Below are 14,052 nucleotides of genomic sequence, written 5' to 3'. Positions count from 1 at the left end.
CGTAAACACTGGGGACAGCGCCACGTTTACACCGTGGATGTCATCGGTTCGATCCCGGTAGGGCCCACCAAACGAAGAGCAAAGCGCAAAACCCCGCCGTTCCAGGAAGGCTCCCGGAACGGCGGGGTTTTCGCATCCGCGGACGCCCCGACAAGGCGGCCCTGTCCGTCACCGGATGGCGGCGGTTTCGCCCCACCGCACCAGCTCGTCCTTGAGCCCGTTCAGGCTCGACCAGGCGCCCTCAAGGCGCTGCTCCTGGGGCTGGCGGGCGGAGGCATCGAGTTTCCAGTCGGCCAGCGCCACGGTGATGCCGCTTTCGATGTCCCTGAAGCGGCCGAACATCGCGTTGTATTCCTGCACCCGATGGGGCGGCAGGGGCTGGCCCTCCCACCTGTCGAACTCGGCGGCCAGGTCGGCCGTGGCATCGGCCAGCCGTTCCGTCAGCGAGTACATGCCCGGGTGGGCTCCCTTCAGGTGAAGGCCCCATCCGTACCAGGCCAGCCGCAGGTTTGACCTCAGTTCGGTCCTGCGCGTGCCGCCGAAGGAATCATCGGGGGTGCCGGCGGACGAGGAGACCCGTTCCATCTCCTGGACGTAGCGCATGAAGGCATCGTGTTCGAGCTGCTCCTGCTGGCCTTCCGTCCGGTTTCGCAACAGGCGCCAAGCCGCAAGGGCCGCGATCAGGATGCCCAAGGCGATGATGGCAATGGCTATCCCCGCAATGGCGGTCCACATGGCGGAGTTCTGCTCGACGGTGCCCGGATAGGTGCAGTGCAGGACCGTGTCCTTGACGGCGTCGTTCGAGGGGATGATGCATTCCATGTCATTCGTTGCAAGCACTGGCCCGTCCTCGCTTCGGTGAGTATTCTTCCGGTGCCCCTTGCAGGCAGTGTAGAGCTTCACCGTCCCGGCGATAAGGCTTGCGGGCAAGGCCGTCGCGCAACAAAAATCCCCGCCGAACGGGCCGCAACGGCCCGAAATCGGCGGGGATCCTTGTGTCCGGAGTGGGTTCTCCCGGCCCTTAGGCGGCGGGGCGAGCCATCACGATCGAGACCTCGGGGCTCTTGCCCTTGGTGTGTTCGGTCCGCAGGTGGAACCCGCTGGGCAGCACGGTCGGCTTGCGGCGGCGTTCGGCCGCACGCACCGCCACCGCCAGGCCCTCGAGGTCCGTGCCGGCGGCCGCAGCCACCTGCAGCAGCCCGTCCGGGCGAGCCGTGAAGGCGCTCATCATGGCTGTGCCCACGGAGATCAGCACCGAGAGCAGGGCCACGGCGGCGCCTCCAAGCAGGATCCGCTCCGCGATCAGCGGCATCTCGGGAAGCAGGAGCCCGGCGCACACCGCGCCCACCGCGAGGAGGGCCAGCGCCGCGTTGCGGAACTGCCGGGACGTCTCGGGGTCGTTGTAGACCAACCACTGGTAGGCCGTGCCCGTGATGCTGAAGCGGCGCTCGTGGGCGCCCGACGTGGCGCGGGGGCGATGGGTGTGGATGGTCATGGTTCCTCCATGGGCGTGGAATCCTAGCGCGGGCCTTTCATACAAGGGTAAGTTCCGGCGCGCCGGTTTACCGAATCTTTATTGTTTCGTTACGAAAATTGTGTCCGACGTCTCAGCCTTTCCCACCCTGGGGCGCGGCGTCGGCCCTCTGCGTACTCAGCGCGAGAGGGCCTGCCCCGCGCGCTAGGCTAGAGGGGATTTCCCACCCCCACCGAAAACCGGAGGAAAGACCAGCATGCCTGCACAGATCGGCGTCACCGGCCTGGCCGTCATGGGCGCGAACCTCGCCCGCAACTTCGCCCGCAACGGCTACACCGTCGCCCTGCACAACCGCTCGGTCGCCAAGACCGACGCGCTGCTAGCCGCCCACGGCGACGAGGGCGACTTCATCCGCACGGAGACCCTGGCCGAACTGGTGGAGAACCTGGAGGTTCCGCGCCGGGTGCTGATCATGGTCAAGGCGGGTGCGCCGGTCGACGCCGTCATCGAGCAGCTGGTGCCGCTGCTGGAGGCCGGGGACATCGTCATCGACGCCGGCAACTCCCACTACGAGGACACCCGCCGCCGCGAGGCCGCGCTGGCGGAAAAGGGCCTGCACTTCGTGGGTGTCGGGGTGTCCGGCGGCGAGGAGGGGGCGCTGCTGGGTCCCTCGATCATGCCGGGCGGCTCGCGGGAGTCCTACGACGCGCTGGGCCCGATGCTGGAGAAGATCTCCGCCAAGGTCGACGGCGAACCGTGCTGCGCCTGGATCGGTACCGACGGGGCCGGCCACTTCGTCAAGATGGTGCACAACGGCATCGAATACGCGGACATGCAGGTCATCGGCGAGGCCTACGACCTGCTGCGCTCGGGCGCGGGCATCGAGCCGGCCGAGCAGGCCGCCATCTTCGCCGACTGGAACAAGGGCGACCTGGCCTCCTTCCTGATCGAGATCACCGCCGAGGTGCTCGGCCACGTGGACGCCAAGACCGGCAAGCCGTTCATCGACGTCGTCGTCGACTCCGCCGGGCAGAAGGGCACCGGCCGCTGGACCGTGGTCTCCGGCCTGGACCTGGGCTCCCCGGTCTCCGGCATCGCCGAGTCGGTGTTCGCCCGGGCGCTGTCCTCCCAGCGCGGACAGCGCGCCGAGGCGCAGACCGCGCTGGAAGGCGCCGTCTCCGAGGTCGCGCTTCCGGAGAACTTCGTCGAGGACGTCCGCCAGGCGCTCTACGCTTCCAAGCTGGTCTCCTACGCCCAGGGCCTGGACATGCTCACCTCCGCCGCCGGCGAGTACGGCTGGGACCTGAAGCTGGACGAGATCGCCTCGCTGTGGCGCGCCGGCTGCATCATCCGCGCCGAACTGCTCAAGGACATCACCAAGGCCTACGCCGGCGGCGCCCGCCCGGCCAACCTGCTCTTCGCGCCGGCCTTCCGCGACGCGATCGCCGCCGCCCTCCCGGCCTGGCGCCGCGTGGTGGCCACGGCGGTCCAGCTGGGCATCCCCGTGCCGGTGTTCTCCTCCTCGCTGGCCTACTACGACGGCCTGCGCCGGGACCGCCTGCCGGCCGCCCTGACCCAGGGCCTGCGCGACCTCTTCGGCGCGCACACCTACGGCCGCATCGACGCCGAAGGCACCTTCCACACCCTGTGGGGCGGGGACAAGTCCGAGGTTGCGGCGGTCGACACCCACTAGCGCCACGGGGCACCCGTACGACGGCGGGCGGCCGGCATCCCACGCGGGGATGGCGGCCGCCCGCCGTCGTTTCCCGCCGTCGTTTCCCGCCGTCGTTTCCCGCCGTCGTTTCCCGCCGTCGTTTCCCGCGGACGAAGCGGGCCGAACGCGGCCTGCCCGAAGTCGCCAGGAAACGCGCGAGGCGCCCGCCCCGGAAGGGACGGGCGCCTCGGTGGCGCGTGCTGCCGCTAGATCCACATGGCGGGGTCGATGTACTCCGCCGGGTCGACGGCCGGCTTGCGCTCCTCGGGCCGGCGCGGGCGGTTGCTGGCCGGGATGCCGGTGACGATCGAGCCTTCCGGGGCATCCTTGACCACCACCGCGTTGGCGCCGATGGCCGAGTCCGCGCCGATGATGATCGGTCCCAGGACCTTGGCTCCGGCACCGATCACCACGCGGTCGCCGATCGTCGGATGCCGCTTGACCTTGGCCAGCGACCGGCCGCCGAGCGTGACGCCGTGGTAGATCATGACGTCGTCGCCGATCTCCGCCGTTTCACCGATCACGACGCCCATGCCGTGGTCGATGAAGAAGCGGCGCCCGATCGTCGCCCCGGGGTGGATCTCGATGCCCGTCAGGAAGCGCGCGAACTGGGAGATCAGGCGCGCCGGAAGGCGCAGCCGCGGGTTCCGCCACAGCCTGTGGGTCAGCCGGTGCATCCAGATCGCGTGCAGCCCGGAGTAGGCCAGGAAGTTCTCCACATTGCCGCGGGCCGCCGGATCGTGCGCGCGGGCGCCGTTGAGGTCCTCCATGAGTCGTGACAGGAAATTCACACCTAATGCCTTTACTGGTTGCCGGCGGGATGCCCCGCCCCGATCCCGGGCCGCGGCTGCGCCCGGGGGACTAGCCGCGGATGTCGTCGTAGAGGAGCGTGGAGATGTAGCGTTCCCCGAAGTCGGGGACCACTGCGACGATCAGCTTACCGGCGTTCTCCGGGCGGGCGGCCAGCTCCAGGGCTCCCCACACGGCAGCCCCGGAGGAGATGCCGCCCAGGATGCCCTCCTCGGTGCCCAGTGCGCGGGCGGTGGTCACCGAGTCCTCGATGGAGGCGTCCAGGACCTCGTCGTAGACCTCGGTGTCCAGCACCTCGGGGACGAAGTTCGCGCCCAGGCCCTGGATCTTGTGCGGGCCCGGGCTGCCGCCGTTGAGGATCGGGGAGTCCTTCGGCTCCACGGCCACGACCTGCAGGCCCGGCTTGAGCTCCTTGAGCAGGCGGCCGGCGCCGGTGATGGTGCCGCCGGTGCCGACGCCGGCGACGAAGATGTCGACCTCGCCGTCGGTGTCCTCCCAGACCTCGCGTCCGGTGGTCTCGCGGTGGATCGCCGGGTTGGCCGTGTTGGCGAACTGCTGGGCCCAGATGGAGTTCTCCGTGGTGGCCACGATCTCCTTGGCCTTCTCCACGGCCCCGCGCATGCCCTCGGAGCCCGGGGTCAGCACGATCTCCGCACCGTAGGCGCGCAGCATGACCCGGCGCTCGGTGGACATGGTCTCCGGCATGGTCAGGATGACCTTGTAGCCGCGGGCAGCGCCCACCATGGCCAGCGCGATGCCGGTGTTGCCGGAGGTGCCCTCGACGATGGTGCCGCCCGGCTTCAGGGCGCCGGACTTCTCCGCCGCATCGATGATGGCCACGCCGATGCGGTCCTTGACGGAGTTGGCCGGGTTGTAGAACTCCAGCTTCACGGCAACCCGGGCCGGCAGGCCCTCGGAGAGGCGGTTCAGGCGTACCAGCGGGGTGCGGCCGACGAGTTCGGTGACATTGTTGTAGATCTTGCCCATGCGCGGTAAGGCCTCCAGGTTGCTACGGAACGGATTGCTGCGGTTCAGCCAGGGCTGACACAGTTGGTCCCCAGCCTAGTCATGCGGCATCCGGAAGCTTACGGTTCCAGCCACTGAGAGTAATATTTCCGGGCCTTGGACAGCTTGGGATTGATTATGACTTGGCAGTACCCCTCCCACGGGTGCTTCGCGTAGTAGTCCTGGTGGTAATCCTCGGCGGCGTGGAAACGCGGGGCGCGGACCACCTCGGTGACGATCGGATTGGTCCAGTCCGCCTGGTGGCGCGCGATCGAGGCGCGGAAAAGCGCCTCCTGCCCCGGGTCCAGGTAGAACATGGCGGAACGGTACTGCGTGCCGACGTCGTACCCCTGCCGGTTGGGCGTGGTGGGATCGTGGGTCGCGAAGAAGATGTCAAGTATGACGTCGGCCGGAACCGTGGCCGGGTCGAAGGTTACCGCCACCGCTTCGGCATGGCCGGTGGTGCCGCTGCACACTTCACGATAGGCCGGATTGGCCGTGTGTCCGCCGATGTATCCGGAGACGACGGAACTGACCCCCCGCGTCTTGCGGTACACCGCGTCGAGGCACCAAAAACAGCCTCCGGCAAGGATGAATGTCTGCGGAGGGACGGGCGCTGAGGGGGCCGGTGCCCCGGTTGTTTCGGTCACGAAGGGTTAAAGGCGCCGGAACGCCGAAAGATTCCCGCGCGGCGACCCGCGTCAACTTGGACCGCGGTGTTCCCGCCGCGGCGGCGGCGCCCACTACGGTAGAGGCATGCAGAACGACGCAGAGCACGCCGGGACAAAGGCCCCGGCCGCCGGGGGCCCCGAGGAGCGGGCCGTCAGCACCGTGAACATGGACAGCGCGGACAGGGAGCGCGCGGACCTGGAAGGCACAGGCACCGACAGCGCGGATATCGGCACCGCCGCCGGTGGCGCCGTTCCCAGTGCTTCGGACCTTGACGCCGCGGACAGCGGCGCGACGGATTCCGAAGGCACGCAGGCCGAAGCCCCCGACGCCGAAGCCCCCGACGTCGAAACCCCCGACGCCGAGGCGGCCGGGGCCGCGGAGGAGCCAGCGCCGGCGGCCCATCCGACGCTGGGGGAGGTTCTGCTGGCCATCGAGGAACTCTGGCCCGCCTCGCTTGCCGAGGATTGGGACGCGGTGGGGCCGGTGGTGGGACGCCCGGAGCGCGAGGTCAAGCGCATCGTCTTCGCCGTGGACCCCACCCTTGAGGTCATCGCCGACGCGGTCGCCCGGGGCACCGACCTGCTGATCACCCACCACCCGCTGCTGCTGCGCCCGGTGAACAGCGTCGCCGCCGGAACGTTCAAGGGCGAGGCGATCCACCACCTCATCGAATCCAACTGTGCCCTGGTCACCGTGCACACCAACGGGGACGCCGCCGTCGGGGGCGTGTCCGACGTGATGGCGGACATCTTCGGCCTCGGCGAAGCCGTTCCGCTGTCCGCCTCCCTGGCCGGCCTGCCCGAGGAAGGCATCGGCCGGGTGGGCTACCTGGCCGAATCGACGACCCTCGGCGAGTTTGCCGCCCGCGTCTTCGGGGCCCTGCCCGCGGTCGCCGGCGGGGTGCGGGTGGCGGGGGACCGCCAGGGGCTGGTGCGCAAGGTGGCCGTCTGCGGGGGCGCCGGCGACAGCCTCCTGCCGCAGGTCCGGGCCGCCGAGGCGGATGTCTACGTTACCGCCGACCTGCGCCACCACCCGGCGTCGGAGGCTCGCGAGGGCGCGGTCAACGGGCGCCCGTACCTGATCGACATCTCCCACTTCGCCAGCGAATGGCTCTGGTTGCCCGCCGCCGCAGAGGCGCTGGGCAACGTGCTGCGCGACCAGGACTTTGCCGTCGAGATCGCCGTCAGCGGGATCAACACGGATCCCTGGGACTTCGTCCTGACCCCCGGCGCCTGAGCCGCGCAGGCCCCAGGCGCGCAGGCGGCGTCCGAGCCCGACTCTGCCCCATCCGATCCTGCCCATCCGACTCTGGAGGAGACACCATGGCCAAGGCACCACAAAGCGAACAGCACCGCCTGCTTGACCTGCAGGCCCTGGATTCGCGGCTCGTCAAGCTCGGCCGACGGGCCACGGCGCTGGCCGCGGACCCGGAAGTTTCCGCGGCCGAGGCCGCGCACGCCGAAACCGCCGCGGCTCAGGCGGCGGTGGAGGCCGAACTCGCCGTGGTGCGCAAGGACCTGGCCGCCCAGGAGCAGGAGGTCGAGGGTGTGCAGGCGCGCATCGACAAGGACCAGAAGCGCCTGGACTCAGGCGTCGGTACGTCCAAGGACCTGGTGGGCCTGCAGCACGAGCTGGGGACCCTGGGCAAGCGCAAGGCCGACCTCGAGGACGCCGAGCTGGAGCTGATGGAGACCCTCGACGAGGTCACCGGCCGGGTGGAGGCCGCCACCGCGGCGGCCACGGAGACCGCGGCACAACTGGCCCGGCTGGAGGCGGGCCGGGACGCCGAGCTGGCGGCGATCGACGCCGAACGCGCCGAGGTCGCTGGCCAGCGCAACTCCCTGGCAGGCACGTTCGAGCCCACGCTGCTGGCCCTCTACGAGAAGAAGCTGGCCCAGCGCGGCATCGGCGCGGCCCGCCTCTTCCACGGGGTCTCCGAGGGCTCCGGGATCGCCCTCAGCCCGGGGGACCTGGCCGAGATCAAGGCGGCGGCGGAGGACGCGGTGGTCTTCTGCCCGGATTCGGGGTGCATCCTGGTCCGGTCCGCGGAGTGGGGCTCCTGAGCTCGGATACTCCAGGGACGGCTACCCCAGGGGCGGCCACTGCGGCAGGGCCGCGGCGCGCAGCGGCGGATGCGCCGCGGTGAACCAACCCAGGTCGGCCAGCCGGCGTTCGACGACGAGCCGCACGGCCCGGCGTCCGGCCGCGCTCAGGTGGGCGCGGTCCTTGGACAGGCCCGGGGGCTTGTTGCCCAGTTTCTGCTCCCTGCGGTCCTCCGCGGTGGGACGCACCCCGGCCAGTTCCCAGACCTCGTCCCCGGTCACGAGTCCGTGCAGGTCCAGGTAGCGGTGGCCGTACCGCTCCCGCAGTTCCGCGTTGACCCGCAGGATGCGCTTGCGGACGGGGGAGGACCGGGGGGTTCCGGTGTTGGGGAAATGGCCCCACACCAGCACGCGGGCCCCGGACTCGGCCAGCCAGTCGTGGGCCTCGCCGGTCCAGGCAACGATCCGGGACGGATCCTTGCTGCCGCCGTGCCTGCCGGAGAGGTTGTTCTTGCCGATGTTCAGGTGGTTGATGCCGGTGCGGACCGGCCTCTCGGTGGCCGGGATGAAGAGCGTCCCGTCCGGAATCTCCCGCGCGTCGCCGGGCAGCGTGCGCAGGAAGGTGTATCCGAGGTGGCTGCCGCCGTCCTTGGTGAGGTGCCCGGGGATCCCGGCCAGGGTGCCCCAGGCATCGAACGCGGCGGGGGAGCGGGAGCTCATGGTGCCCGTGGACAGGACCACGGGCCCGCGGGCGGGCACCTGGCCGGAGGCCATGCGGGCAGGCCGCGACCCCAGCCGGGCCAGGATCTGCTCGGCCGTCTGCCCGCCGGCCCCGCCGTCCACGTAGGCCCACCCGTGGTCGGCAGCCAGGGACTCCAGTTCCGCGGCCATGCCGGCCATTGTCGACGAACCCCAGCCGGCCATCGTGGCGGGTGTGCTCGACGCCGCCGGGCCGTCCTTGTCCACGGCGGGCTGCCCCACCGCGGGCCGCTCCCCGGCGGGGTTCTGACCGGGTGGCTCGCCGGCGGCCGGGGACCGGGCCCGGAGGGCGGTCAGGGTGGCCGGGGAATCGGCCGCCAGCAGGGCTGCGGCCGGGGGTGCGGCTGCCAGCAGCAGCCGCAACGCATCCCGGCGGCGCAGCGGAAGATCCGGCAAGGGCCGCTGCCGTGAAGACGCCACTGTCCCTCCTCACCCCCAAGTGCAGAACACGTGCCATGCCCATGACGAATCAGGGCCGGCACGCCGCAGGGGAACGGTGCCGCGCGGGGCCGGACGGATGGTCCCGCGGGACCACTGTATTCCCGGAGCGAGCCCGCGCAGAAGGGGTGGATTCAGCGCCGGCGCAGCCTCTCCAAACTTCGCAGCCCGTGCAACCCGCGCAACCCGTCCAGCCGGCGCCTGGCCTTCCGTCCCAAGCCCCGCCGGAGGCGCTTCAGGGAGACCCGCCGCAGGCGTCCGATGGAAACCCCGCGCAGGCGGCCGAGGGAGGCCGGAGCCAGGAGGTCGCCGGAGGCGCGCAGCGCCGTCGTCGTCTGCCCGCGGCCGTCGGCCCCGACCACCAGGACCTTGCCGGCGGGCAGGGTGAAAATGCCGCCGGCGCAGCTGAGGGTCACCGCGACCTCGTACCGGCCGGGCCGGAGGCCGGAGACGTCCACCCCTTCGCGCTTCCGGGTCCCGAAGCGGGCACACGCGTAGTTGCCGAGGCCGTCGCCGAAGCCGTCCGCGGGGCCGTTGGTGCCGCTGCACACCAGCGGCCGTGCGTGCAGTTCCCCGTTGCCGCGCAGGACCAGGTAGTACGTGCCGGTGTTCCGCTCCGGCATCTGCACGCCGCGCACCGCGAAGTCTCCGTCCAGGTGCACGAAGGGGCCGCGGGCCCAGCTCTTGCGCAGCCGGAACACCGCCTCCTTCGGGGCGGCCCCGGCCACGGACCGGACATCCACCGTGGCGCGTCCGCCGTCGGCACGGAAGCGGAAGAGCCGTCCATCGTGCTGGGACTCGCTGTTCAGCGCAAGGTCGGACCGCAGCGGCACCTCCACCGGCGCTCCGGAGGTCCCGTTTCCGCCGGGAACCGCCGGACCCGTGGCCGGCACTCCGTGCTCGGGAAGGGAGAGCCGCAGCAGGGCCTCGTAGGTGCCGTTGGGCAGGGCCGACAGGTCCAGGCCCCCCTTCCGGGGGGAGACGAATCCGCCCTTCCGGTAGTTGCAGGCGGCGTCCCGGTAGTGCCGGAAGGTGATGGCCGCGTCTCCGGCGGTCTCCAGCGCGAACTCCCGCCGGGTGCCGTTGCCGGCCAGGACCAGGCTGGCGTCCAGGTCGGCCGGGCGGTCCACCGCGTGTCCGCGCAGGAAGCCGGTCCCCGCCGGGAAGAACAGCGGACCCGTGAGGCGGGCCGAGGACAGGGCCGCCACGGCTTCACCCGAGTCCCGCTGCCGCTGCAGGATCTCCTCGCGCAGCTGCGGATCCAGCGGATTTCCGTTGCGGACCCGGCCGAAGCGCGGGGCGATGTTGTCCGCCACCGCGTACAGGACGGAGAGGACCAGCGGCAGGTTGTAACGGATGGTGCTGGCGTGGTCGCGGACCAGGTCGGAGGCCGTCTCCACGTAGTTGAAGTTCGGGTACTTGCCGAACATCTCCAGGGCCGGGGCGATCTGGACCTTGTGGAACTGGTCCTGCGGGGAACTGAACAGGTAGATGTTCTTGTCCGTGCCGGCGTCCGCTGCCACGGCGTCGGGGATCAGCGCATCCAGCGCCCGCTGCTCGCGGTCCCCGCCGTTGCCGCTGAGCCGCCCGAAGATCTTGGGCCGGATGGTTCGGGTGTGCGTGCCCAGGTAGATCTGCGGGGCGCTGGCCACGACGTTGCGGAAGTTGTACTTGATGCCGAAGTACAGCGCCGCGAACCCGCCCTTGGAGATCCCGGCCAGCGTGCACTGGTCGCGGGTCAGCCCCAGCCGCTCCAGTTCCGCATCGATCAGCCCGATCACCGCGTGCTCGATGGACGGATCTATGCCCCGGCGCACGTAGTACGCGTAGTGGCCGTCGAACTTGTCCTTCATCCACAGCCAGTGCGCCTGGCTGTCCGCGGAGGAGCGGCCGTCGAAGTCGTAGGAGTCGATCGGCTTCAGGCCGGTGAACATGACAATCAGGTGGCGCTTGTCCAGCTTTCCGGCCCGCCGCTTGTATTCGACCGTCACTCCGTCGTGGACGTACTGCAGATCCTGCCCGGGCATTTTCGCCTCCTCGGTTGGTGGGTGCTCTAGCCGTCCAGCACGATGTTGAGCCGGTGCGCCTTGCGGGCCGTTCCCGGCTCCAGTTCCGCGGTCCACTTCTCCTGCGCCGCGGCCAGCAGCTCCTCCGGCGTCTCCGGCTGCGCGCCCTGGCGCACCAGCAGGTGCCGGGCCAGTTCGCCGCGGGTGTGCTTGGCGAAGTGGGACACCACCTTCCGCACCCCGTCGCGGACCTGGAAAACGTTCACGGACACCGTGCGGGCGGGGTCCGGGGCAAAGGCGGCCGCATACGTGCTGGAGCGGCAATCGACCACCAGCTGCCCGGCCGCGCGCTCGCCGAGCGGGCCGGCCAGCCGCGGCTTCCACCACGAGGCCAGCTTGCCCAGCCCCGGCAGCGCCACCGACATCGACAGCCGGTAGGCCGGGATCCGGTCCGCGAAGCCGACCGCGCCCCACAGCGCCGAAACGACGACGACGGCGGCGTCCGCCGCCCGCTGCTGGGCGGGGCTCAGGCCGTGGTAGCCGAGTGCCTCGTAGAGGACCCCGGTGTAGACGTCGTGGGCGGGGGAGGACGGCTCGGCGTGCAGGGTGCGGTTGCGCACCACCTCAGCGGCCAGCGTTTCCCCCACGCCCAGGACGGCGTGGGCGTCCGGGCCGGCGGAGGCCTCCGCCAGGGCCCGCAGTACCAGGGAACGGTCCGCGGCCAGATCGGGGAAGGAGAGTTCGTGGTACTCGAACGGGTCGCCGGCGGTCGCGGAACGTTTGCCCTCGGAGGGCGGAAGCAGAATCAGCACGCCCAAAATCCTAGCGGCGCTTGGGCCTCCTCCCCGGCCGCATCCGCGGCGCCCGGCGTGCCGGTGAACAGGACGCGAAATCGACCCAACGCCCCGCTGGCCGGACTCCGAACGGAAGGTGTATCGGGTCTTTTGGCGGGTCCCGCGGCGGGTACCGTCTCCCCGCCTCCCCGTCTCCCCGTCTCCCCGTCTCCCACGCCTCGCTGCGCTCGGCGCGGGTCCCGCGGCGGGTACACTGGACCGCGGATGGGTCGGCTGGACGGCCGCGTGCCGCTTCGGCGGCCCGAGGAACGTCCGGGCTCCACAGAACAGGGTGGTGGGTAACGCCCACTCGGGGTAACCCGCAGGACAGTGCCACAGAAAACAGACCGCCGGCCGCATGCGGCAGGTAAGGGTGAAACGGCGGTGTAAGAGACCACCAGCGGCCCAGGTGACTGGGCCGGCTAGGTAAACCCCACCCGGAGCAAGGTCAGACAGGCCGCGCCACGAGGGCTGTTCGCCCCAGCGGCCGGGTAGACCGCTTGAGGCCAGCGGCAACGCTGGTCCTAGATGGATGGCCGTCACCCGCGTCCGGGCAACTGGACGCGGTCACAAAACCCGGCGTACAGGCCGGCCCATCCCACCAATCGCACCTTTCGTGACGCACCTCATGGTTCGGGATCACCAAGAGGCGGCAGTGCCCTCTAGAATGGAATGTGGGTTTCGCCCCGGGGTAACTTTCCTGACACCCCGACAAACCGTCTCTAGCAATGGTGCTTTCGCGGTGCCAACCGGCCTGAGGATCTGGCCGGCTGAATTGGAAGGATACTAAGTGACCCAGCAGTCTGCCGCCGCTCTTGAGAAATGGAGCGAGCGCGAAGCACTCGCCGAGGCCATGATTCCGCTGATCGGACGTCTCTACCGCAACAACAACGTGGTGACCTCCATCTACGGCCGGAAGCTGATCAACCAGTCGGCAATCGACATCCTCAAGGCCCACCGCATCGCCCGTCGCATCGACGAGGCCGAACTGCCGCTGGAGGAGACCTACCCGCTCCTCGTGGCCCTGGACGAGCTGAACCTTGGCTCCGTCTCGGTGGACCTGGCCCGCCTGGCCAAGAAGTTCCGCGAATCCGGCTCCGGCGTCCTGAAGGACTTCCTGGCCGCCGAGTTCGGCGACAAGGTCGGCGCCGCCGGCGCCACCGACGCCGAGCCGACCGACGTCGTGCTTTACGGCTTCGGCCGCATCGGCCGCCTGTTGGCCCGCATCCTCATCGAGCGCGGCGGCTACGGCCTGCGCCTGCGCGCCATCGTCGTCCGCAAGGGCGCCGAGAACGACCTGATCAAGCGCGCCTCGCTGCTGCGCCGCGACTCCGTGCACGGGCCGTTCGAGGGCACCATCACGGTCGACGAGGAGAACAACACCATCCTCGCCAACGGCACCCTGATCCAGGTCATCTACTCGAACGACCCGGCCACCATCGACTACACCGGCTACGGCATCGACAACGCGATCGTCGTGGACAACACCGGCCGCTGGCGCGACCGCGAGGGCCTGTCCCAGCACCTGCAGGCCAAGGGCGTTTCCCGCGTCCTGCTGACCGCGCCGGGCAAGGGCGACCTGAAGAACATCGTCCACGGCGTCAACGACAAGGACATCACGGCCGAGGACGCGATCGTCTCCGCCGCGTCCTGCACCACCAACGCCATCACCCCGGTGCTGAAGGCCCTGAACGACAAGTTCGGCGTCGAGCACGGCCACGTCGAGACGGTCCACTCGTTCACCAACGACCAGAACCTGATCGACAACTTCCACAAGGGCGACCGCCGCGGCCGTTCCGCCGTGCTGAACATGGTCATCACCGAGACCGGCGCGGCCAAGGCCGTGTCCAAGGCCCTGCCGGAGTTCGCCGGCAAGCTCACGGGCAACGCCATCCGCGTCCCCACCCCGGACGTCTCCATGGCCATCCTGAACCTGAACCTCTCCACGGAGGCCACCAAGGACGAGATCAACGAGTACCTGCGCGAGGCGTCCCTGACGTCGGACCTGCACAAGCAGATCGACTACATCGCCTCCCCGGAGGTCGTCTCCACGGACTTCGTTGGTTCCCGCCGCGCGGGCATCGTCGACGGCCTGGCGACCATCGCCAACGGCAAGAACGCCGTCGTCTACGTCTGGTACGACAACGAGTTCGGCTACTCCTGCCAGGTGGTCCGCGTCATCGAGACCATGGCCGGCACCCACCCGAAGGCCTTCCCGGCCGTCGAGGCGGTCGAAGAGGCCACCGCGAACGCCTAAGGCATTCTTCCAGCACGACGGCGGGGCCGCACCTTCCCCCGC

Annotated in this window: 12 protein-coding genes and 1 other RNA gene; 5 read left to right on the top strand and 8 right to left on the bottom strand. The window is 70.2% G+C overall.

What is annotated here, in order from left to right:
• Positions 1 to 168: 168 nt before the first annotated feature.
• Together ABD912_RS20650 and ABD912_RS20645 are read right to left on the bottom strand one after the other, a co-directional pair.
• Positions 169 to 840, bottom strand: a complete 672-nt coding sequence (locus ABD912_RS20650) for a hypothetical protein (protein WP_345153896.1) — start codon at positions 838 to 840, stop codon at positions 169 to 171.
• 181 nt (positions 841 to 1,021) lie between these two features.
• Positions 1,022 to 1,495, bottom strand: coding sequence for a hypothetical protein (locus ABD912_RS20645; RefSeq protein ID WP_345153894.1), 474 nt, complete (start codon positions 1,493 to 1,495; stop codon positions 1,022 to 1,024).
• Positions 1,496 to 1,730: 235 nt separating this feature from the next.
• On the opposite strand from ABD912_RS20645, the gene gndA reads away from it, so the two are divergent.
• Positions 1,731 to 3,167 carry an NADP-dependent phosphogluconate dehydrogenase gene (gndA, locus tag ABD912_RS20640; protein WP_345153892.1) on the top strand — a complete coding sequence of 479 codons (1,437 nt, stop codon included), beginning with the start codon at positions 1,731 to 1,733 and terminating at the stop codon, positions 3,165 to 3,167.
• Between the two features lie 227 nt (positions 3,168 to 3,394).
• Here gndA and epsC read toward each other — a convergent pair whose 3' ends face one another.
• The 3 genes from epsC to msrA form a co-directional block, all read right to left on the bottom strand.
• Positions 3,395 to 3,979, bottom strand: coding sequence for a serine O-acetyltransferase EpsC (gene epsC / locus ABD912_RS20635; protein ID WP_345153890.1), 585 nt, complete (start codon positions 3,977 to 3,979; stop codon positions 3,395 to 3,397).
• A gap of 70 nt (positions 3,980 to 4,049) precedes the next feature.
• Positions 4,050 to 4,985 carry a cysteine synthase A gene (gene cysK / locus ABD912_RS20630; protein WP_345153888.1) on the bottom strand — a complete coding sequence of 312 codons (936 nt, stop codon included), beginning with the start codon at positions 4,983 to 4,985 and terminating at the stop codon, positions 4,050 to 4,052.
• 98 nt (positions 4,986 to 5,083) lie between these two features.
• Entirely contained in the window at positions 5,084 to 5,653 is a 570-nt protein-coding gene (gene msrA / locus ABD912_RS20625) for a peptide-methionine (S)-S-oxide reductase MsrA (RefSeq protein ID WP_345153886.1), read from the bottom strand.
• 247 nt (positions 5,654 to 5,900) lie between these two features.
• On the opposite strand from msrA, the gene ABD912_RS20620 reads away from it, so the two are divergent.
• Together ABD912_RS20620 and ABD912_RS20615 are read left to right on the top strand one after the other, a co-directional pair.
• Complete coding sequence (locus tag ABD912_RS20620) at positions 5,901 to 6,911, top strand: Nif3-like dinuclear metal center hexameric protein (RefSeq protein ID WP_425548117.1); 1,011 nt, start codon at positions 5,901 to 5,903, stop codon at positions 6,909 to 6,911.
• 86 nt (positions 6,912 to 6,997) lie between these two features.
• On the top strand, positions 6,998 to 7,738 hold the full coding sequence (locus ABD912_RS20615; protein WP_345153880.1) for a zinc ribbon domain-containing protein: 741 nt from the start codon (positions 6,998 to 7,000) through the stop codon (positions 7,736 to 7,738).
• Between the two features lie 21 nt (positions 7,739 to 7,759).
• On the opposite strand, the gene ABD912_RS20610 is transcribed toward ABD912_RS20615, so the two are convergent.
• The 3 genes from ABD912_RS20610 to ABD912_RS20600 form a co-directional block, all read right to left on the bottom strand.
• Positions 7,760 to 8,896, bottom strand: a complete 1,137-nt coding sequence (locus ABD912_RS20610) for a hypothetical protein (RefSeq protein ID WP_345153878.1) — start codon at positions 8,894 to 8,896, stop codon at positions 7,760 to 7,762.
• Between the two features lie 152 nt (positions 8,897 to 9,048).
• Entirely contained in the window at positions 9,049 to 10,941 is a 1,893-nt protein-coding gene (locus ABD912_RS20605) for an accessory Sec system protein Asp2 (protein WP_345153876.1), read from the bottom strand.
• 26 nt (positions 10,942 to 10,967) lie between these two features.
• Positions 10,968 to 11,732 (bottom strand): YaaA family protein, encoded by a 765-nt coding sequence (locus ABD912_RS20600; protein ID WP_345153874.1) that lies wholly within the window; start codon positions 11,730 to 11,732, stop codon positions 10,968 to 10,970.
• Between the two features lie 247 nt (positions 11,733 to 11,979).
• On the opposite strand from ABD912_RS20600, the gene rnpB reads away from it, so the two are divergent.
• Positions 11,980 to 12,353, top strand: an RNA gene (gene rnpB / locus ABD912_RS20595) — RNase P RNA component class A.
• A gap of 190 nt (positions 12,354 to 12,543) precedes the next feature.
• On the top strand, positions 12,544 to 14,010 hold the full coding sequence (locus tag ABD912_RS20590) for a glyceraldehyde-3-phosphate dehydrogenase (RefSeq protein ID WP_345153872.1): 1,467 nt from the start codon (positions 12,544 to 12,546) through the stop codon (positions 14,008 to 14,010).
• Positions 14,011 to 14,052 lie beyond the last annotated feature (42 nt).

This window comes from Arthrobacter ginkgonis, assembly GCF_039540195.1.
Lineage (GTDB): Bacteria > Actinomycetota > Actinomycetes > Actinomycetales > Micrococcaceae > Zafaria > Zafaria ginkgonis.
The sequence above is the reverse complement of the archived record's forward strand: the minus strand, read 5'-3'. Positions and strand labels throughout refer to the sequence as shown.

Bases quoted from the DNA above. Each gene is read 5' to 3' on its own strand.
- ABD912_RS20645 (WP_345153894.1), bottom strand. From the start codon at position 1,495: ATGACCATCCACACCCATCGCCCCCGCGCCACGTCGGGCGCCCACGAG.
- gndA (WP_345153892.1), top strand. From the start codon at position 1,731: ATGCCTGCACAGATCGGCGTCACCGGCCTGGCCGTCATGGGCGCGAAC.
- cysK (WP_345153888.1), bottom strand. From the start codon at position 4,985: ATGGGCAAGATCTACAACAATGTCACCGAACTCGTCGGCCGCACCCCG.
- ABD912_RS20615 (WP_345153880.1), top strand. From the start codon at position 6,998: ATGGCCAAGGCACCACAAAGCGAACAGCACCGCCTGCTTGACCTGCAG.
- ABD912_RS20605 (WP_345153876.1), bottom strand. From the start codon at position 10,941: ATGCCCGGGCAGGATCTGCAGTACGTCCACGACGGAGTGACGGTCGAA.